Source organism: Novosphingobium sp. SG754 (genome assembly GCF_013149315.1).
Lineage (GTDB): Bacteria > Pseudomonadota > Alphaproteobacteria > Sphingomonadales > Sphingomonadaceae > Novosphingobium > Novosphingobium capsulatum.
In genome coordinates this window covers 16,289-35,703 of the sequence record NZ_JABGCC010000013.1, presented here as the reverse complement: position 1 = coordinate 35,703, position 19,415 = coordinate 16,289, and the positions used below count along the sequence as shown (strand labels likewise).

23 protein-coding genes and 1 tRNA gene are annotated in these 19,415 nt (G+C 66.7%); all 24 read right to left on the bottom strand.

What is annotated here, in order from left to right; genetic code table 11:
• Positions 1–176 precede the first annotated feature (176 nt).
• On the bottom strand, positions 177–902 hold the full coding sequence (locus tag FHW97_RS20155; RefSeq protein ID WP_171799613.1) for a tetratricopeptide repeat protein: 726 nt from the start codon (positions 900–902) through the stop codon (positions 177–179).
• Positions 899–1,351, bottom strand: a complete 453-nt coding sequence (locus FHW97_RS20150) for a cytochrome c-type biogenesis protein (RefSeq protein ID WP_171799612.1) — start codon at positions 1,349–1,351, stop codon at positions 899–901. Before FHW97_RS20150 ends, FHW97_RS20155 begins: the two co-directional genes overlap by 4 nt.
• On the bottom strand, positions 1,348–1,908 hold the full coding sequence (locus FHW97_RS20145) for a DsbE family thiol:disulfide interchange protein (protein ID WP_022678375.1): 561 nt from the start codon (positions 1,906–1,908) through the stop codon (positions 1,348–1,350). The genes FHW97_RS20150 and FHW97_RS20145 overlap by 4 nt, the downstream gene beginning before the upstream one ends.
• Positions 1,905–3,848, bottom strand: a complete 1,944-nt coding sequence (locus FHW97_RS20140; RefSeq protein WP_171799611.1) for a heme lyase CcmF/NrfE family subunit — start codon at positions 3,846–3,848, stop codon at positions 1,905–1,907. The genes FHW97_RS20145 and FHW97_RS20140 overlap by 4 nt, the downstream gene beginning before the upstream one ends.
• The gene (ccmE, locus tag FHW97_RS20135; protein WP_168352838.1) at positions 3,845–4,297 is read right to left on the bottom strand and encodes a cytochrome c maturation protein CcmE; all 453 of its coding nucleotides are present in this window, start codon (positions 4,295–4,297) and stop codon (positions 3,845–3,847) included. The genes FHW97_RS20140 and ccmE overlap by 4 nt, the downstream gene beginning before the upstream one ends.
• The gene (locus FHW97_RS20130; RefSeq protein ID WP_168352837.1) at positions 4,294–4,464 is read right to left on the bottom strand and encodes a hypothetical protein; all 171 of its coding nucleotides are present in this window, start codon (positions 4,462–4,464) and stop codon (positions 4,294–4,296) included. Before FHW97_RS20130 ends, ccmE begins: the two co-directional genes overlap by 4 nt.
• Positions 4,465–4,503: 39 nt before the next feature.
• Positions 4,504–5,232, bottom strand: a complete 729-nt coding sequence (gene ccmC, locus FHW97_RS20125) for a heme ABC transporter permease CcmC (protein WP_171793855.1) — start codon at positions 5,230–5,232, stop codon at positions 4,504–4,506.
• Positions 5,233–5,408: 176 nt separating this feature from the next.
• Positions 5,409–5,485, bottom strand: a tRNA-His gene (locus tag FHW97_RS20120).
• Positions 5,486–5,615: 130 nt separating this feature from the next.
• Positions 5,616–6,560: a type II secretion system minor pseudopilin GspK gene (gene gspK / locus FHW97_RS20115; RefSeq protein WP_171799610.1), complete on the bottom strand. Its 945-nt coding sequence runs from the start codon at positions 6,558–6,560 to the stop codon at positions 5,616–5,618.
• Positions 6,561–6,562: 2 nt separating this feature from the next.
• A complete protein-coding gene (locus tag FHW97_RS20110; protein ID WP_171799609.1) occupies positions 6,563–7,123 on the bottom strand; it encodes a type II secretion system protein GspJ in 561 nt (186 codons plus the stop codon).
• Positions 7,120–7,503 (bottom strand): type II secretion system minor pseudopilin GspI, encoded by a 384-nt coding sequence (gene gspI, locus FHW97_RS20105; RefSeq protein WP_171799608.1) that lies wholly within the window; start codon positions 7,501–7,503, stop codon positions 7,120–7,122. The genes FHW97_RS20110 and gspI overlap by 4 nt, the downstream gene beginning before the upstream one ends.
• The gene (locus tag FHW97_RS20100; protein ID WP_171799607.1) at positions 7,503–7,979 is read right to left on the bottom strand and encodes a GspH/FimT family pseudopilin; all 477 of its coding nucleotides are present in this window, start codon (positions 7,977–7,979) and stop codon (positions 7,503–7,505) included. Before FHW97_RS20100 ends, gspI begins: the two co-directional genes overlap by 1 nt.
• Before the next feature lie 119 nt (positions 7,980–8,098).
• A complete protein-coding gene (locus FHW97_RS20095) occupies positions 8,099–8,560 on the bottom strand; it encodes a MarR family winged helix-turn-helix transcriptional regulator (RefSeq protein ID WP_171799606.1) in 462 nt (153 codons plus the stop codon).
• 164 nt (positions 8,561–8,724) lie between these two features.
• The gene (gene rpmE / locus FHW97_RS20090) at positions 8,725–8,952 is read right to left on the bottom strand and encodes a 50S ribosomal protein L31 (protein WP_171799605.1); all 228 of its coding nucleotides are present in this window, start codon (positions 8,950–8,952) and stop codon (positions 8,725–8,727) included.
• A gap of 126 nt (positions 8,953–9,078) precedes the next feature.
• Positions 9,079–9,552, bottom strand: a complete 474-nt coding sequence (fabZ, locus tag FHW97_RS20085) for a 3-hydroxyacyl-ACP dehydratase FabZ (RefSeq protein WP_022677315.1) — start codon at positions 9,550–9,552, stop codon at positions 9,079–9,081.
• A 21-nt stretch (positions 9,553–9,573) separates the two neighbouring features.
• On the bottom strand, positions 9,574–10,260 hold the full coding sequence (locus FHW97_RS20080) for an OmpH family outer membrane protein (protein ID WP_022677316.1): 687 nt from the start codon (positions 10,258–10,260) through the stop codon (positions 9,574–9,576).
• A complete protein-coding gene (gene bamA, locus FHW97_RS20075; protein ID WP_171799604.1) occupies positions 10,260–12,932 on the bottom strand; it encodes an outer membrane protein assembly factor BamA in 2,673 nt (890 codons plus the stop codon). The genes FHW97_RS20080 and bamA overlap by 1 nt, the downstream gene beginning before the upstream one ends.
• Positions 12,933–13,161: 229 nt before the next feature.
• Positions 13,162–14,310: an RIP metalloprotease RseP gene (gene rseP, locus FHW97_RS20070; protein ID WP_171793861.1), complete on the bottom strand. Its 1,149-nt coding sequence runs from the start codon at positions 14,308–14,310 to the stop codon at positions 13,162–13,164.
• A complete protein-coding gene (locus tag FHW97_RS20065; RefSeq protein WP_171799603.1) occupies positions 14,307–15,470 on the bottom strand; it encodes a 1-deoxy-D-xylulose-5-phosphate reductoisomerase in 1,164 nt (387 codons plus the stop codon). Before FHW97_RS20065 ends, rseP begins: the two co-directional genes overlap by 4 nt.
• The gene (locus tag FHW97_RS20060; protein WP_062784958.1) at positions 15,467–16,210 is read right to left on the bottom strand and encodes a phosphatidate cytidylyltransferase; all 744 of its coding nucleotides are present in this window, start codon (positions 16,208–16,210) and stop codon (positions 15,467–15,469) included. The genes FHW97_RS20065 and FHW97_RS20060 overlap by 4 nt, the downstream gene beginning before the upstream one ends.
• Positions 16,197–16,841, bottom strand: a complete 645-nt coding sequence (uppS, locus tag FHW97_RS20055; RefSeq protein WP_051146413.1) for a polyprenyl diphosphate synthase — start codon at positions 16,839–16,841, stop codon at positions 16,197–16,199. The genes FHW97_RS20060 and uppS overlap by 14 nt, the downstream gene beginning before the upstream one ends.
• Positions 16,842–16,918: 77 nt before the next feature.
• Complete coding sequence (gene frr / locus FHW97_RS20050) at positions 16,919–17,476, bottom strand: ribosome recycling factor (protein WP_022677322.1); 558 nt, start codon at positions 17,474–17,476, stop codon at positions 16,919–16,921.
• A 3-nt stretch (positions 17,477–17,479) separates the two neighbouring features.
• Entirely contained in the window at positions 17,480–18,205 is a 726-nt protein-coding gene (gene pyrH, locus FHW97_RS20045; RefSeq protein WP_022677323.1) for a UMP kinase, read from the bottom strand.
• 224 nt (positions 18,206–18,429) lie between these two features.
• Positions 18,430–19,356: a translation elongation factor Ts gene (gene tsf, locus FHW97_RS20040; protein ID WP_107718250.1), complete on the bottom strand. Its 927-nt coding sequence runs from the start codon at positions 19,354–19,356 to the stop codon at positions 18,430–18,432.
• Positions 19,357–19,415: the final 59 nt, after the last annotated feature.

Sequence of the window (19,415 nt, the reverse complement as noted above, 5' to 3'; positions counted from 1 at the left end):
CGTTACCCACGGCATCACCCACGGCATTGTTCATGGCGAGACTGCCCCCGGCCGCTTCGGCCCCATTGCACTGTCCGGCCCGCGATAGAGCCGAATCGGGGCGGCGCTTAGCACCGGCGCCCAACCTGAAGCAATGGTGACCAAACCGCCATCTGTGGCAAGCGGTTCCCGATATTTCACCGAGCGGCGGGCTTGGGTGCGGGGGTTGCTGCACCAGACGGGGCCTTGGCGGCTTGCGCCTGTCCCGATGCCTCAGGCTGTGCCGGCGGGATGGGCATGCCACTGGCCGCCATCATCTGGTCCAGCCGCGTCAGCCGCATCGCCAGATCCTGGCGATAGGGCGCATCGGCCGGCGAGCGGGCGAGCAGATCGGCCCACAGCGCCCGGGCATCGGCAAGGCGCCCCGATTGCGCCATGGCCAGGCCCATGAAGAACGGCGGGCCGGGGTGATTGGGATCGATCATCGCCGCGCGGCGGAACGCATATTGCGCGGCCGGGGTGATCAGGCCCTCGCTATGGCCAACCAGGGCATTGCCGAGCGCCACCTCGATATCGGCATCGTCGGGGTTTTCCTGCGCGGCCTTGGCCAAGACATCGGCCGCGGCGCGATATTGCCCTTGCCGGGTCAGGCCATCGGCCAGGATCAGCCAACTGCGCCCCTTGCCAAAGGCGCTGCCCATGGCCTGGCGCTCCTTGAGCAGTGCCGCGTCCGCCACGGCCGCGTTTTCCACAGCCGGGGTGGGTGCGCCAGCCTCCGCCGGATGCCCCTGCAGGGTATAACCCGCCAGGCCGAACAGCAGCGCAGCGCCGGTCACTTCCCATCCGGCGCGCGGCAGCCGCCCCACCAGCACGAGCGCGGCAAACACGATGGCGGCAACGCCCAGAACGATCACCCAGGTCATGGCTTGTCCTTGCGCAGGGCCGCATCGGCCCGTTTTCCACGGCGGAAACGGCCCCGCAGCAGCAGGGCGGCAACGCCCAGAAACACCACTGGTGCGGCAAACAGCGGCCAGGTCAAAGGCTTCACCTGCGGTGTATAGCTGACATAATCGCCATAGCGATCGATCAGCCACTGCCGGATCGCCTCGGGATCTTCGCCGGCGGCAATGCGGGTGCGCACCTCGTTGCGCATGTCGCCAGCCATCGAGGCATCGGAATCGGCGATCGACTGGCTCTGACACTTGAGGCAGCGCAGCGTTTCCATCAGCGCCTGCGCCTTGGCCTCCTGCGCCGGATCGGGCAGCTGGCGATAGGCATAGGGCGCGGGCGGCAGGCTGTCTTGCGCGGCCAGCGGCGCCAGCGGCAGCAGCAGTGCTAGCGCGGCGGCGAAAATGAAACGGTCCCGTTTCATTGTTCGGCTTCCTTGAGCTTGGCCAGGATCACCGGCACGTCTTCGGGCATGATCGCGCCGATATGCTGGTGGCGGATCACGCCATGGGCATCGACGACAAAAGTTTCCGGCACGCCTGACGAGCCGATGCCGATCTGCACCTTGCTGAGATCATCCTGGCCGATGCGGGCAAAGGGATTGCCATTGGCGGCCAGGAACCGCGCCAGATCATCCTTGCGATCGCGGATCGCCACGCCGTCGATCTCTGCCCCAGCCTTGGCCAGTTGCGCCAGTTGCGGCGATTCGACCGCGCAAGGGCCGCACCACGAGGCAAAGATGTTGAGCAGGCGCGGCTTGCCACCCACGAACTGGGCATTGCTCAGGCCCGGCCGGTCATCGCTGGCCGGCGGCAGGGCAAAGGCCGGGATGGGCTTGCCGATGAACGTGCTGGCCACCTCGCGATTGTCTGGCCGCACCAGGCCATAGACCACCAGCGCGAGGAAACCGCCGAACAGCACCAGCGGCAGCCACAGCGCGAGGCCAGGCCGGCGCGCCGGTGAAGCAGGCTGCGTGCTCATCGTCCCTGCCTTTCCCGGCGGAACGCGATTTTGTCGATCGCGACCAGGCGCTTCATATCGCGCGCCACCCGGCCGATCAGCGCCAGCAGGCCGCCCAAGCCCACCAGCAGGCCGCCCAGCCAGATCAGCGGCACGAACGGCTTCCACCAGAAGCGCATCTGCCAGCGGCCATCCTGGCCTTCTTCACCCAGAACGACATAAAGCTGGCCGTTCCAGCGGGTTTTCAGCGCGGATTCGGTGCGCGTGCCCGGCGGATTGGCAAAGACCCGCGCCTGGGGCTGCAGCAGCGTGGCATCGCCGCCATCATAGCGGGCCGAAAACGTGGCCTGCAGCGCGGTCCAATTGGGCCCGGCCACCGGATCGATGCGATCGAGCGTGAGGGCATAGGGGCCGACCTGGCGGGTTTCGCCCGGATTGAGCGCGGCCAGGGTTTCGGTGGAAAACGCGCTTTCGCTGGCCATGCCCAGGGCCGCCACGGCAATGCCGAGGTGGGCAATGACCATGCCCCAGATCGGCAGCGGCGTGCGGCGCAAATTGCGCCCCCGCAGCGGCAGCAGGCTGGCGATGGCGAGCCCGGCGCCCAGCGCCAGGCCCAACGCCGGCAGCACCCTCACCCCGGCGACAAACGCCGCGCCACCGGCGGCGATGGCCACCAGCGCAGGCACGGCGAGGACTGGCGCGATGCGCCCGCCGCGATCATCCTTCCAGCGCAGCAGCGGCCCCACAGCCATGACCACGATCATCGGAAAGGCAAAGATCGCCGCCACCGGGTTGAAATAGGGCGGACCCACCGAAACCTTGACGCCGAACGCCTCGGTCAGCAGCGGATAGAGCGTGCCGAGCAGCACGATGCCGAGGATGCCGCACAGCATCACGTTGTTGAACACCAAGGCCGCCTCGCGGCTGACGAAAGCAAAGCGCGCGCCTTCGGTCACGGTGCTGGCGCGCAGGGCAAACAGCAGCAGCGCACCGCCGATGTAGATCGCCAGCAGCGCCAGGATGAAGCTGCCCCGCGCCGGATCGACGGCAAAGGCGTGGACCGACGTGAGAATGCCCGAGCGCACCAGGAACGTGCCGACCATCGACATCGAAAAGGCGATCACGCCAAGCATCACCGTCCAGGCGCGAAGGGCATTGCGCGCCGCCAGCACCGAGACCGAATGAAGCAATGCGGTGGCCGCGAGCCAGGGCATGAGCGAGGCGTTTTCGACCGGATCCCAGAACCACCAGCCGCCCCAGCCCAGCGTGTAATAGGCCCAATAGGAGCCTGCGGTGATGCCGATGGTCAGGAATATCCACGCGCCCAGCACCCAGGGCCGCATGGCGCGGGCAAAGGCGGGGCCGACATCGCGGGTGATCAACGCGCCAACGGCAAAGCTGAACGCGATCGAAAGCCCGACATAGCCGACGTAGAGCGTGGGCGGATGGAACGCGAGGCCGATATCCTGCAGCAACGGGTTGAGCCCGGCGCCTTCGGGCGCGGGCTGCGGCAGGCGGGCAAAGGGATTGGAGGCAAGCAGCAGGAACGCATAGAACCCCAGGCTGACGAAAGCCTGCGCCGCGAGCGTCGCCATCAGCGTCTTTTCCGGCAGGCGCCGTTCCACCAGCGCCACGAAGCCGCCCGCCAGGCTCATGATCGTGACCCACAGCAGCATCGAGCCTTCGTGGTTGCCCCAGGTGCCGGCAATCTTGAAGATCAGCGGCTTGGCCGAGTGGCTGTTTTCCGCCACCAGCTTGACCGATAGATCGGTGGTGACGAACAGGGTGATCAGCGCGGCAAAGGCTAGCGCCACCAGAATGCCCTGCATCACCGCCACCGGACGCACCACGCCCAGCATTGCCGCGCCCTGCGGCCGCAGCGCCAGGGCGCCCGCCACGAGTTGCAGCACCGCCAGCGCCGCCGCCATCCACAGGATGGCAAGACCGAGTTCCGCGATCATTTCGTTTCTGCCACCACGGCCTTGGCCTGCCCTTCTGTCATGTCCTTCATCTCGCGCGGGACATATTTCTCGTCATGCTTGGCCAGCAGATTGTCGGCCACGAAGGTTTTTCCCTCCATGCGGCCTTCGGCGACCACGCCCGATCCTTCGACGAACAGGTCCGGCGTGATCCCGGCATAGCGCACCGGCACGGTGGCCTTGCCATCGCCGACCACGAACGTGATCGTCACGCCATCGGGCATCGTCTTGATCGAGCCGCGCTGCACCATGCCGCCCAGCCGCACGGCGCGGCCCTGTTCGGGCGGGTGGGCCACCAGGTCGCTCGGCACATAGAAATAGCTGGCCTGCTTGGACAAGGCCCAGGCGGCCAGCAGCCCTGCCCCGATCAGCGCCGCCAGCGCGATCACCAGCAGGACCAACCGTTGATGCTTGGCCTTGATCGCGCTCATGCCTCGTTCTTTCGTGCCTGGGCGCGGGTTCCGCCGCGCACCGCGTCGCGCCGGGCCTCTGCCCGCCGCATCGACCACAGCGTGATGCCAACCAGCAGCAGCGTGCCCACCACCCCGATGGTGAGGGCCGCCGCCACATAGTGCCATTGATCAAGTCGTTCATGCATGATGCGGGTTTCCGTGGGGCAGCTTCGCGCGGTGCAACATCAGGCCATGGCCTTGCGGCGCAGGCGCGCCTCGGCCTGGATATCGGCCAGAAGCGTGCGCATGCGCGCCAGCACGACACCGCCAAAAATGCAGGAAAAGCCCAGCGCGCCGATCAGCAGCGGCCACAGGAACGTGGCATCGATGGCCGATTTGCCCATCGTGATCGAGGCGGGCTGGTGCAGGCTGTTCCACCACACCACCGAACGGTTGATGATCGGGATATTGATCGCGCCAACCATGCCGAAGATAGCGGTGACGCGGCTGGCCCCGCTGCCAGCGGCGGCATCGCGCTGCGCCGCGCCAGCCAGCGCGATATAGCCGAAATAGAGGAACAGCAGAATGAGATAGCTGGTCAAGCGGCCATCCCACACCCACCAGGTGCCCCAGGTGGGCCGTGCCCAGATCGATCCGGTGATCAGGCACATGGCCGTGAATGCTGCGCCCGGCACCGCCGCCGCGCGCGCCGCAATGGCCGCCAACGGGTGGCGCCAGACCAGCTCGACCAGGCTCGATACCGCGATCGTGGTCCACCCCGCCATGCCCAGCCAGGCGCAGGGCACGTGGATGAACAGGATGCGCACGGTCTGCCCCATCAGCCGGTCGGGCGGCACCATCAGCAGGCCCCAGGCCAGCGCCCCGAAGGCCAGGACCAGCCCAACCCCGAGCAACAGCGGCATAAGCCAGCGGGCAAGCCGCAGGAAACGGGCAGGATTGGCAAAACCGTGCATGTTTTTGAACTTGGGATCCTTCTCCACCGGGCATGGCCCGGCCCGCATGCTGTGCCATTGCGCCAGATCAAGGGCAAGCAAAACAGCGGCGCGAAGGCCTTGAACCTTGGGATGAAACGGGCACCCCAATGCCGCGCCGCCCCCCCGCAGGGAATGTCTTGTCATGTCGGGAGAAATGGGGCGATCGAGGGGGTTCGAACCCCCGACCTCCGGTACCACAAACCGGCGCTCTAACCAACTGAGCTACGATCGCCACGGCGGCGCCCTGGGGCGTTGTTCCGCGTTCCGAGCGAAGCTGCAAATGCGTGCTCCGTTCGGGTGGCCGCCCTTGCAACAATCCTGCCGCCTTGAAAAGGGAAAACTTGCATCGGGGGATAACTTTTTCAGCGATCAGCCGCCTCGCCCCAGCTGCGCCCGGCGATCCGTGGCGGGGTGGTGCCGGCATCGATCAGCAGCTCTTCTTCCAAGGCTTGCGAATCGATCGTGGCAACCAGCCGCGCCCGCAGCCAGCGATCGGTGAGCACGATTTCCCCGGTGGCGAGGCCCTGCGCCAGGCCCAGCGCAGAGGCCAGATCGCGATAGCCGCCGGGTGGCGCCTGGGCGATGATCTGCTCGGCCCGCGCCACGCTCAGCGCATCGGGCGCGAACATTGCCAGAAGGCGCCCCTGCCCCGGCACCAGGCTGCCCAGCGCGATGGGTGAGCTGCCCACCTCGGGCAAGGCACAGAGCCAGGGGGCAAGCCGCGCATAGAAGGCGCCAGTCATGCCGCGCACCGCGCGCAGTTCGCCCACCGCCACAAGCGGTCGCCCGGCCGTGCGATAGGGCGTGGCCAAGCGGGCATAGTCGACATCTTCTGCGCCATCGGGCAAGGATAGCGCGTCGCTATCGATCCAATCGGCCATGGCAGCAGCCAAGGGCCCGGCCTGGTCTGCCGGTATGCCGAGCGAGGCCATCAGCGCGCGCAGTTCGAGCAGACCGGCCGGGCGCGCGCGCAGCGCGCCATCGGGCGCCGCATCAACCAAGGCGTTGACGTTGAAGCAATTGCCGCCGGGCGCCAGTTGCCAGGCAATCTGCCCGCGCGGCACCGCCCAACCGCCGCGCTCGGCCCGGTGAAGCGCGCCGCCGAGCTGGGCAAGCCTGGCGAGCAACCGCACTTCCCCTTCGGCCAGGGCGCGGCGAGCGGCTGCCTGCGCCTGCGCATTGCCCGCCAGCCGCGTGGCCAGACCCAGCCGATCGAGCATCAGGCCGGCCAGCACGGCCATGATCGCCACCAGCAGCAGCACACCGAGCAGCGCCGCGCCGCGTTCGTGCGGCGGGGGCTGTGCCACGCTCACGGCTGCCCCAACGGCGAGACGAGGCGCAAAGGGCCCGCCAGGCCCGAAGGCGCGATGACCAGTTCGGCGGCCACGGGGAAATCGGGCCTTGTCCATTGGCCCTGATGCCATTGCCCCGCCGCGTCGCGCAGCCGCAGGCGCGGCGGCGTGGTGAGCGGCAGCACGGCCAGATCGATATCTGCAGCAGCGCCCGCCAGTTGGGGATAGCTACGCCGCACCAGCGCCTGGCCGGTCCAGCGGTATTCCAGGCGTTCCAGCGGCGGCCGGGGCAATCCGTCGGGGTTGGCCCAGCCATCGCGCACCAGGGCCAGCAGCACGCCATCGCCCCCGGTGGCCAGGCCAAGGCGTGGCTCGGCCTGGCTCAGATCGGCCTGCCACAGCGCAACCATGCGGCGCAGCTGTCCAGCCGCAGCATCGTGATGGCGCAGCGTGCGTTCGCTGCTTGCCGTGCCGCGCAGCAAGGCCAGCGCCGCCGTGGCGATCAGGGCGAAGACCGCCAGGGCAACCAGCATCTCGACCAGGCTGAAGCCCCGCTCGCCGGGCGGCAGAACGGTCATGGCGCAGCGCGCGCGGCCCGCGCCACGGCCACCTCTTGCGGAGCATCGAGCGCACGCACCGAGATTTGCGCCACCAGCACCGCGCCATCGCGGCGCACCACCCGCTGCCAGGCCAGGCGCCGACCGCCGTTGACGACGATGCCGCCCGCGATGCCAGGCGCGCCACCGCCCGGGTCTGTACGCCATTGCGTCGCCTGGTTGCCTGCCTCCACCTCGCGCAGGAAGCGCCGGTCGAGCGTGGCACTGCCAGCCAGGCTTGCCGCCTCCAGCCGCAACAGCGCCAGCGCAGCGATCGCGAAGACCGCCAGCGCGACCATGACCTCGAGCAGGGAAAAGCCGGCCTCGCTGGGCGGCACGGCCTGGGCATGTGGCGCCGTCATCACGGCTTGGCCCCGCCAACCGCCACCGCGCCATCGCGGGCCACGCGCACCACGGCCGCGCCATTTCCGGCCGAAAGCGTGATGGCCAGCGGCGCATTGGCCATGCCCATCGCATCGAACACCAGATGCCGCGCGCTGCCCTGCCCCGCCGATGGGGCCAGGGCGACCCCGGCCGGCCAGGCCTGGCGGCGCAGGCGGCGATCAGCCGGATCGACCCAGGCGCCATCTCGGCGCTGGGCAAAGGCATAGCCGGTCACATCGAGCGTGACCGCCACCGGCCGGCCCGCGATCACCGCCATGTCGCGCGCGGCGGCCAGCCGCACGGCCAGGCGCTGTGCAGCGATCGCGGGCGTGGCCGTAGTGGACGGCAGATTGAGAATCACGGCCGTGGCAGCCAACCCGGCGATTGCCAGGGCCACCATCAGTTCCACCAGAGAAAAGCCTGCCTCCGCCGCAGGCAGCAGCGCCCGGTTCATGCGGTGGAATTGCGCCCAGGGCGCGGCCCAGGCAAGCAGGGCCGGCGCCGCTTTGGAGCCAAGCCAATCCGCTTTCGAGGCAACCCGGCCTGGACGCCGGGAGCGTCAGGCAGCCAAGGTCAGCCCTCGGCCTCGTCCCGCTGCCCGCGAATCAGCGGCAACGCGGCGTGGAGCGCATCGAGCGTGGCCGTGTCGAACAGGTCGGAAAAGCGCGCCTCGTGCCGCTCGATCCGCGCCAGGGCATCGGCCACTACCGCCGCCCCGGTTTCCGTGACGCGCAGCGCATGGCTGCGCCCATCGGCGCGTTCGCGATCGATCAGGTCACGATCCATCAGCCGCGAAATGATCGGCACCATGTTGGCGCGCTTGATCCCCAGCACCTGCCCCACTTCGGTTTGCGAGCAGCCGGGGTTTTCGCCGATCACCAGCAGCGCGGTCACTTCGGCCGGGCGCATTTCAAGATCGGCCAGTTCGCGGGCCAGATCAGCCATCATCACGGCCGAGGCACGGCGCAACTGATAACCGAGCAGGCGATCGAGCGAAGTGGCCGGCAAACCGGGGGCAGAGGGCGTTGGTTGCATGGTATTACCTTATGGCTCCCCCCGGCCATGGCAAGCACCCTTGGCCATGGATTTCACCAGCCGCAGACGCGGCGGGCGCGGCAGATACGAAAAAGGGCGGCCGAAGCCGCCCCTGGTTCGCGCTCGCGCGGGCAAGGCACGTGGCCCTGCCCGATCGCGGCCGCTCACTTCTTGAGAGTGAGACCACCGAAGCGCTTGTTGAACTGGGCCACGCGGCCACCCTGGTCCATCAGACGCTGGTTGCCACCGGTCCAGGCCGGGTGCGAGGTGGGGTCGATGTCGAGAGCCAGCGTGTCGCCTTCCTTGCCCCAGGTGGAGCGGGTTTCGAACACGGTGCCGTCGGTCATCTGCACCTTGATGAAGTGGTAGTCGGGGTGGATGTTGGCCTTCATGGGACTGCTCCGATGTGCCGCCGGTTCCGACCGGCGGCTGGGAAACGAGAGATGTAAACTCGAAAGCGGCGCCCCTAATGGAAAGGGCGCCGCTTGTCGAGTCATGTACCGTAAGCGCTGACTAACTCAGCTATCGGCGATCATTGCGGTAAAGCTGCACTCGGTGGCGATCTTGTCACCCAGCATGGCCTTGCCGGCAAACTTGCACACCCGCGAACGCATCTGCGTGAATTCCACGTGCAGGTCGAGCAGGCAACCCGGCTCTACCGGCGTGCGGAACTTCGCGTTTTCGATCGCCATGAAATAGACAAGCTTGCCAGAGCCCGCGAGGCCGAGCGTTTCCACCGCGAGGACGCCGGCCGCCTGGGCCAGCGCCTCGATCTGGAGCACGCCGGGCATGATCGGCCGGCCGGGGAAATGACCCTGGAAGAACTGCTCGTTCATAGTCACGGCCTTGATCGCATGGATGCGTTCACCCACCACGAGCGAGGCCACGCGATCGACCAGCAGCAAGGGATAGCGATGCGGCAGCGCCGCCATCACCTTGGTCACGTCGAACGAGAGCGGCGCGGCCGTTTCGGCCTGGACTTCCTGCGTCATTGGATCCCCGTATGCCTTGCCTTAGCGGCCTTCCGGCGCCTTGGCGCCCGAAGCGGCGGGCGCGGCGCCCTGCTGGGCCTGCTGCTGCGCCATCGCTTCACGCTGGGCGCGCGGCATCCAGCCAGCCGGCGGCACGAGCTGCGCGGTGGGGATCAGGGCATTGAGTTCGGTCAGGATGTCCTGGCTGATGTTCGAGGCCGGATCGCCCTTCACCACAGCCTGCACGTCGAGCACGATGGTGGCGCGACGCTTGGCCATCGCGCGCTGCGTGGCTTCGTCCAGCTTGTCGGAGATCTGCTCGATCACATACTGTTCAGCCAGGTTCAGCGGGGCGAGGATCTGCTGGATCTCGCGCTTGCCGTCTTCCTGGATCTGCTGGATCTGGCCCACTTCGGCTTCGAGCGCAGCGCGATCGGCCTTGGGGTTCTTCTGATCAGCCTGGAACTTGTCGGCCAGCGGCTTGAGCTGGGCGTTGATCTGGTCGCTGCGGGTCTTGGCCTGGTCGATCTGGGCCTTGTAGGTGACCGGGCGCTGCTGCATCGCGGTCTGATAGGCCGACGACGAACCGACGATCGCCTGCGGATTGGCATAGGCGATGCCGTTGGCAACCGGAGCGGTCGACGCGGCGGCGGGGGCTGCGGCCATGGCTGCGGGGGCAGCCGAGATCATCAGGCCCGCGATCAGGGCCGAGGCAATGCGGAGTTTCATCAGAACTGGGTTCCCACGTTGAAAGTGATGGGCTGGGTGTCGTCGCCGTCGACCTTCTTCAAGACCTTGGCGAAGTCGATGCGGAACGGGCCGAAGGGCGAGTTCCAGTTAACGCCGATGCCGATCGAAATGCGCGGCTGCGGCGAGTTGCCAACGAAGACTTCGTCGTACTTCTGGTATGTGCTGTTGGCCGTGCCGTCAGAGGCATTGGCGGCCGTGGTGATCTTGCCGGTAAGCGCATCGGTATAGAGCACCACGCCCGTGCTGGTGGCCGGGCGACGCACGCCCCACACCGCACCGGCGTCCATGAAGATTGACGGACGCAGGCCCATTTCGCGGGCACCGGCACCAAGCGGAATTTCAAGCTCGGCATGGCCGATATAGTAGTAACGGCCGCCCAGGGCGTCGTCCGCCCACGAATTGCGGTCGGTGGTAATCGCGCCGAACGTGCCATCGGAATTGCGCGAGTAGTACTTGCGCAGCACGCGCGGGCCCACGCCGCGAATGTCGAAGCCGCGCATCTGCGGCTGGCCGAGGAAGAAGCGGTCGGTCAGGCGCACATCGTCCACGGTGGGATCCGACGAACGGCTGGCAAGCGGCTCGATCGCGCCGCCTTCGCCGCGCAGGCTGAACACGAAGCCCTTGCCCACCGGCCAATAGTGCGCAGCATTGGCGGTGATGCGGGCATACTTGACCGAGCCACCCAGCCCCGCGATGTCGCCGCTCAGCAGCCACGAGGTGCCCTTGGTGGGACGCAGGCGGTTGTCGAGCGTGTCGTAGACCACCGAGGTGCCGAAGATCGAGCTGGTGCGGTGGCCAATGGCATCGCACAGGTAACGACCGGCCAGCAGCGGGCTGCAGGTGCCGTTGAGGTAATAGGTGGCCTCGTCCAGCGTCACGTCATCGATGTTGAACGTGTAGCGGCCGATCAGCGACATGTACTCGGTCAGCGGCACGCCGGCGCGGATCTGGAAGCCGGTCGTGGTCTGCTTGTACGTCGTGTTGCGGTTGGAATTGAGGTAGTTGAAGCTGTTGTAATCGCGGCGATAGACGTCAACGCCCATCGAGATGTTGCGATCGAACAGATAGGGCTCGGTAAAGCTCAGCTGGACGCTGCGCGAATAGTAGGAATAATCGACCGAGAGGCCCAGCGTCTGGCCGCGACCACGGAAGTTGTTCTGGCGGATGGAGGCCTGGAAGATGAAGCTTTCCAGGCTGGAGAAACCGGCCGAGAGCTGCAGTTCGCCGGTGGGCTTTTCTTCCACGTTGGCTTCGAGCGCGATGCGATCGGGCGTGGTGCCCGGCTTCTGCTCAACCTCGAACTTTTCCTGGAAATAGCCGAGCGACTTGATGCGGTTGGACGAGCGCTTGATCTGGTAGGAATTGAACGCGTCACCTTCCGCGAGGCGGAATTCGCGACGGATCACCTTGTCCTGGGTCAGCGTGTTGCCGTTGACATCGACACGTTCAACATAGACGCGCGGCGCGTCAGCGATGCGGAACGTGATGCCCATGGTGAGGTCATCCTTGTTCCGCGCGAAATCGGGCTGCACGTTGGCAAAGGCATAGCCCAGGCTGCCGGCCGTCTCGCTCAGGCTGTCGACGGTGTCTTCGACCAGCTTGGCGTTGTACCAGTCACCCGCCTTCATCGGCAGCTTCTTGACCAGGCTGTCGCCGTCGATCTCGCGCAGCTGGCTGTCCACCTTCACGTCGCCGAACTTGTAGCGCTTCCCTTCCTCCACCACGTAGGTGATGATGAAGTCCTTCTTGTCCGGCGTCAGTTCGGCCACGGCCGAAACCACGCGGAAATCGGCATAGCCCTTGGTCAGGTAGAACTGGCGCAGCTTCTGCTGGTCGAACGCGAGGCGATCGGGATCGTAGCTGGTGCCCGACGAGAACAGGCGGAACGCGCGGGCCTGCTTGGTCACCATCTCGGTGCGCAGTTCGGTATCGGAAAACTGCTGGTTGCCGATGATGTTGATCTGGCGAACCTTGGACTTGGGCCCTTCGGTGATCTCGAACACGATATCGACGCGGTTCTGGTCGAGCATGACCATCTTGGGCTCGACCGAGGCGGCGAATCGGCCCTGCCGCTTGTACAGCTCGATGATGCGCGACACGTCGGCGCGCACCTTGGACCGCGTGAAGATCTGGCGCGCCGAGAGCTTGATCTCGGGCAGGATCTTGTCTTCCTTGAGGCGCTTGTTGCCTTCCAGGATGATGCGGTTGACGACCGGGTTTTCCTTGACCTGGATGGTCACCGCGCCCGCGTTGTTGCGCACCTGCACGTCGGCAAACAGTTCAGTGGCGAACAGGTCCTTGAGCACCTGGTCGGCCGCGGCCTGGGTATAGCGATCGCCTTCGCGCAGGCGGATGTAGGAGCGAATCGTATCGGGTTCGAGGCGCTGGGCACCGTCGATGGTGATCGAACGCACCAGTTGCACCGGTTCGGCCGGCGCAGCCACGGCGGGCGCGGCCGGAGCGTTGGCCGGGGCAGTGGCAGGTGCCGGAGCAGACGCGGCCTTTGCCTTGGGCGCACTCTGCGCCAGGGCCGGATTGCCCAGCGTGGTCGAGGCAAGCAGCGCCACCGCGAGAGTCGAAACCCGCGCCGTTGCCGGGTTCGATGCCCGCGCTGCGGCGGGGGCGGTCAGGCTCGCGTACCGTTCATTCATCACCAAGCGCCATCCCGTCTGAATTCGTAATGTTCCGCCACGATGGCGGTTGCCGGATTTTCGGCACCGCAGCCCTGTGCCCGATGCCGCTGTGCCAATCAAGCAAGCATGGTGCAAGGCACCGCATTCACCCCGCATATTGTGGAAAATAATGCGCCTTCGGCCTGCCGAGCCCCCTGCCCGGCCGCTGGCCGATCATCCTGCGCCCATGCGGCGCCAACCAAACCGGTCAGCCGCCGAAAACCTTTGCTCCAAACAGGCCATGCGCACCGAACAGGTCGAGCGAGGCAACATCGTTGACCGTGACGATCAGCATCAGGGCCACCACCAGCGCCAGGCCGGTGCGAAACGCCCATTCCTGGCCGCGCGCACTGACCGGCCGGCGGCGCACCGCCTCTGCCAGGTAGAAGGCCAGATGCCCCCCGTCGAGCACGGGAATTGGCAAGAGATTGATGAATCCCAGATTAATCGAAATCAGCGCGACGAAGAACACGAATGGCTGCCAGCCCGAGACCAACTGCTCGCCGGAAAACTTGGCGATCTTGATCGGGCCGCCCAGTTCCTTCACCTCGCGCCGACCTGTTGCGATCTGCACGATGCCGGTGACCATGGTGTCGACAATGCCGCGCATCTGCCGTGCGCCATCGGCCACTGCCGCCAGCGGGCCGACACGGACCAGTTCGACACTGGCCGGGCCCACCCCGATAAATCCGATTTTCTGAACGTTGCCAAAGCGATCGGAATCCGCGCGGGTGCCGGCAACCACGGGCAGCGTCTGGCGCTTGCCACCGCGTTCCACCACCAGGTCAAGTGGTTCGCCGGGATGCTGCGCCACGGTCATCTTGACGTCGAGGAAAGTATCGACCGCGCTTCCGCGCATCGCCACGACGCGATCGCCCACGCGCACGCCAGCCTTTTCCGCCACCGAGCCGGGCTGCACCACGCCGATCACGGGCGGCACCACGAGCTTGCCATAGGCCATGGTAAAGCCCGACAGGATGACCAGCGCGACGAGCAGATTGGTAACCGGGCCCGCCAGCACGATCAGCGCGCGCTGCCACAGCGCCTTGGCCTGGAACGTGCGGTTGCGCTCTGCCGCCGGCAATGCCAGCCATTCCGACGTCGGCTTGCTCGTCGGGCTCATGTCTCCGGCGAACTGGACATAACCACCCAGCGGCAGCAGCGAGAGCTTCCAGCGCGTGCCGCGCTTGTCGGTCCAGCCGATCAGTTCGCGGCCAAAGCCGATGGAAAAGACATCGGCCTTTACCCCGCACCAGCGACCAACCAGATAGTGACCCAGTTCGTGAAGGAAGACGAGTGGCCCCAGCACGAGCACGAAGCCCAGAAAACTGATCAATAGGCCGGGGGTCTGCATCAACGAACGGGCTCCATATGCGCATGTGTGCGCAAGCGGGCTTCGTGGTCAACCGCAATCACATCTGCCAGGCAGGCAGGCGGCGGCGGCAGGCCACGATCCAGCACAGCCTGTACACATGCCACGATTTGCGTGAACCCGATCTTACCAGCCAGGAACGCAGCCACCGCGATTTCATTCGCGGCATTGAGCACGGCCGGCGCAGCGCCGCCGGCGATCACCGCCTCGCGCGCCAGGCGGGTGGCGGGAAAGCGCGATTCGTCGGGCTGGCGAAACGTGAGTTCGCCGATCTCGGCAAGATCGAGCGGCGCACAGGGCGTGTCCATCCGCGCCGGCCAGGCCAAGCACGAGGCGATCGGCACGCGCATATCTGAAGGACCAAGCTGCGCCAGGGTAGAGCCATCGCGATATTCGACCATCGAATGCACGATCGATTGCGGATGGACCAAGATGCGCAGGCGCTCCACGCCTACGGGGAACAGGTGAAACGCCTCGATGAACTCGAGCCCCTTGTTCATCATCGTGGCCGAATCGACGCTGATCTTGGCGCCCATAGACCAATTGGGATGCTTTACCGCCTGGGCCGGGGTGGCATGGGGCAGGCGATCGGCCGCCCAATCGCGGAACGGGCCACCACTGGCAGTCAGCGTGATCATCCGCACGTGCTCGGGCGCATTGCCCGCCAGGCACTGGAAGATCGCGTTGTGCTCCGAATCGACCGGCAGCAACGTTGCGCCGCTGCGCGCCACGGCCGCGGTCATCACCTCGCCTGCGGAAACCAGCGCTTCCTTGTTGGCCAAGGCCACGGTGCGGCCACATTCGATCGCCGCCATGGTAGGCGCCAGGCCGGCACAGCCAACGATCGCGGCCACGGTAATATCGGCGCCACGCGCGGCCGCCTCGACCAACGCGTCGGGGCCGGCGGCCACCGCGACATCGGTGCCGGCAAGCGCCGCACGCAGCTCTGCCAGGCGGGCAGGATCACCGACCACGGCCAGGCGCGCGGAAAATTCGCGGGCGAGCGCGGCCAGTTCGGCCACCTGGGCATGCGCGGTCAGCGCCTCGACACGGAACTCGGCCGGATTGCGGCGCACCAGATCGAGCGTCGACGTGCCGATCGAACCGGTCGCGCCCAGGATGGTGATGGAACGTTGCGCGGTCATGCCGGTGCCCCCAGCGCCCAGGCCGTGCCGACGATGATGGCCACCGGCAACAGCCCGTCAACGCGATCGAAAAAGCCGCCGTGCCCCGGGATGAGGCGCGAGGAATCCTTGACCCCCGCCCGCCGCTTGAGCCACGATTCGTAGAAATCGCCCGCCTGCGCCGCCACGGCCAACACGGCGCCGGCCAGGGCTGCCACACCCAGGTTCGCGATGTGCAACGCCTCTGCCAGGCTCGGCCCGGTGGGGCCAAGGCCGCTGATCAGCCAGGCGCCGCCCAGCGTGAACAGCCCGGTCCACAGCCCGGCAGCGGCCATGCCACCAGCCAGGCCCGACCAGGTTTTCGACGGGCTGATGCGCGGCGCAATCTTGGGGCCGCCGAGCGCACGGCCGGTGAAGTAGGCGCCGGTATCGGTGCAGATCACCAGGCCCATGACCGCCACCAGCAAGGGCGTGGGCATCACGATCAGCGCCAGGGCGCCCCAGCCGATATAGACCGCGCCGGTAATGACGCCGGCGACCATGCGCGCCGGATCGGGCGCGATGCGTGCCACCAGGCGAACATATTCGCCAAATACGACCAGGCCGACAGCCGCGATGAAGGCATCGAGCGCCACCCCGCCGCGCCACACGGCCAGGCCAGCCACGCCCAGCATGACCACGGCCGATGCCAGGCGCACGGGCAGGTCGGAACGCTTGGCCGGTTGCGGTTGTGCGGCCACGGCGGGATCAACGTCCGCCAAAGCGCCGCTCCCGCTCGGCAAACTGATCAAGCGCGGCGCGCAAGTGATCGGGGGTGAAATCGGGCCACAACACCGGGGTAAACACCATTTCGGCATAGGCGGCCTGCCACAGCAGGAAATTCGACAGGCGCACCTCGCCCGAAGTGCGGATCAGCAGGTCGAGCGGCGGCAGGTCTGCCGTATCAAGCTCGGCCGCGATGGTTTCGGGCGTGATCTCGCCCTTGGCAGCGGCGCGGGCGGCGGCGCGGGCAATTTCCTGCTGCGAGCCATAGTTGAGCGCGATTGCCAGCGTGAGCCGGGTATTGCCGGCGGTGCGCGCCACGGCATCATCGATCAGTTGCACCAGATCGGGCGCTAGCGCGCGATATTCGCCGATGATCTTGAGCCGCACGCCATTGCGGTCGATCTCGTCGATATCGCTGCGGATGAACGCGCGCAGCAGGCCCATGAGATCGGAAATCTCGTCGGCCGGGCGCTTCCAGTTCTCTGAGCTGAAGGCATAGAGCGTCAGCGCCTCGAGCCCCAGGTCGCCCGCGGCGCGCACGGCCGCGCGCACGGCTTCCACGCCGCGCTTGTGGCCAAACGCACGGGGCATGAACCGCTTCTTGGCCCAGCGCCCGTTGCCATCCATGATGATGGCAACGTGGCGGGCCAAGGGGGCGCCATCGCCCCCGTCGCGAACCTGCGGCACGGGAACCGGCGCGGCGCTCACTTGCCCAGGATTTCCTTTTCCTTATGGGCGGCAGCGTCGTCCACGGCCTTGATCGTCTCGTCGGTCAGCTTCTGGACTTCGGTTTCCAGGCGCTTGCGCTCGTCTTCCGAGATTTCCTTCTTGGCCTCGTCAGCCTTCAAGGCTTCCATGCCATCGCGGCGCACGTTGCGCACGGCAATGCGGGCGCCTTCGGCATACTTGCTGGCCAGCTTGGCCAGTTCCTTGCGGCGTTCCTCGGTCAGGTCCGGGATCGGCAGGCGCAGGTTGTTGCCGTCGTTGATGGGGTTAAGGCCAAGGCCGGCAGACCGGATCGCCTTTTCCACCGGGCCGACGTTGGACTTGTCCCACACCTGCACCGAAAGCAGGCGCGGTTCGGGCGCCGAAACGGTGGCCAGCTGGTTCAAGGGCATGTGGCTGCCATAGACTTCGACCGTGATCGGATCGAGCAGCGCGGTGTTGGCACGGCCAGTGCGCAGGCCGGCGAGATCGCCCTTGAGCGATTCGACAGCGCCCTTCATGCGGCGCTCAAGATCGCCTTTGTCATACTTTGCCATGGATCAGGCTTCCTTCCGAACGATGGTCTGCGTGCCCTCTCCGGCCAGCACGCGGGCAAGATTGCCCTGCTCGCGGATCGAGAACACGACGATGGGAATATTGTTGTCGCGGCACAGCGCCACGGCCGAGGCGTCCATCACCTGCAGGTTGTGCGCCAGCACGGTGTCATAGTCGATGGTGTCAAAGCGCTTGGCCGCCGCGTCCTTCTTGGGATCGGCATTATAGACGCCATCGACGCTGGTGCCCTTGAACAGCGCATCACACTGCATTTCGGCCGCACGCAGCGCTGCGCCGGAATCGGTGGTGAAATAGGGCGCCCCAACGCCGGCGGCAAAGATCACCACGCGGCCCTTGGCCAGATGGCGTTCGGCGCGGCGGCGGATGACGGGTTCGCACACCTGGTCCATCTGCACGGCCGATTGCACGCGGGTGTCGACGCCCAGCTTTTCGAGGGCGGACTGCATCGCCAGTGCGTTCATCACCGTGGCCAGCATGCCCATGTAATCGGCCTGGGCGCGGTCCATGCCCTTGGCAGCGCCAGCCATCCCGCGAAAGATGTTGCCGCCGCCAATAACCAGGCAGATTTCGAGGCCGGTTTCCTTGGCAGCCTTCACTTCGGCGGCGAGCGCGGCGACGAAATCGGTATCGATGCCGAACTGCTGGTTGCCCATGAGCACTTCGCCGGAAAGCTTGAGCAGGATGCGCTTGAACTTTGCAGGGGTGGTCATGGGGCGTCCGGGTCTCGCAAAAAAGGGTCGGGATGAAGGCGGGTTGGCGCGCAACCGGCGGCCCCTCCACCCCTGGTCGCGCCCTTATACGCAGCGCACAGGCCCTGCCAAGGGCGCCGCTGCGGTTTTCGCAAACGCAAACGTCCCCGCTGCAACAGGAACCCGGCGCATTGCCGCACGGGCAAGGCCAGGCCCCGGTTGCGCGGGGACGCGAAAAGCGATGCTTACTTGATGCCGGCAGCGGCCGCCACTTCGGCGGCGAAGTCGGTCTCTTCCTTTTCGATGCCTTCGCCCAGCTGGAAGCGGACGTAGTCAACGAGGGCGATCTTGGTGCCAGCAGCCTTGCCAGCCGCTTCGACGACCTGGGCGATCGGGGTCTTGTTGTCCATCACGAACAGCTGCGACAGCAGGGCGTTTTCCTTGGCATACTTGGCCACGGCGCCATCGACCATCTTGGCCTGCACTTCGGCGGGCTTGCCGCTTTCAGCTGCCTTTTCAGCCGCGATCTTGCGTTCGCGGGCGATCAGCTCGGCGTCGAGGTCTTCGGCATTGAGCGCCAGCGGGAAAGCAGCGGCGATGTGCATCGCGATCTGCTTGCCGAGCGGCTCGAGCACGTCGGCGCCAGCTTCGGATTCGAGCGCGACGAGCACGCCGATCTTGCCGAGGTTGGTGGCAGCGGCGTTGTGCATGTAGGGCACGACGATGCCGTTCGACACAGCGACGTGCTTGATGCGGCGCAGCTGCTGGTTTTCACCGATGGTGGCAACGTTGTTGGTCAGCTTGTCGGCCACGGTGCCGCCGTCCGGATAGGCAGCAGCCTTGAGAGCTTCCACGTCGGCCGCGCCGGTTTCCAGCGCCACTTCGGTCGACTTGCGCACGAAGTCCTGGAACTGGTCGTTCTTGGCGACGAAGTCGGTTTCCGAGTTCACTTCGACGGCGACGCCCTTGGTGCCCGAAACGGCCACGCCCACGAGGCCTTCGGCGGCGGTGCGGCTCGACTTCTTGGCGGCGGCGGCAAGGCCCTTGGCGCGCAGCGCGTCAACCGCGGCTTCGAAATCGCCGGCAGCTTCGTCGAGCGCCTTCTTGCAGTCCATCATGCCGGCGCCAGTGCGCTCGCGCAGGTTCTTCACGTCAGCGGCGGTGTAAGCCATCGCGTTTGTCCTTTGTCTGAAACGGTGCGGCCGCGGCTGCACGCGCCGCGGCCCTACTT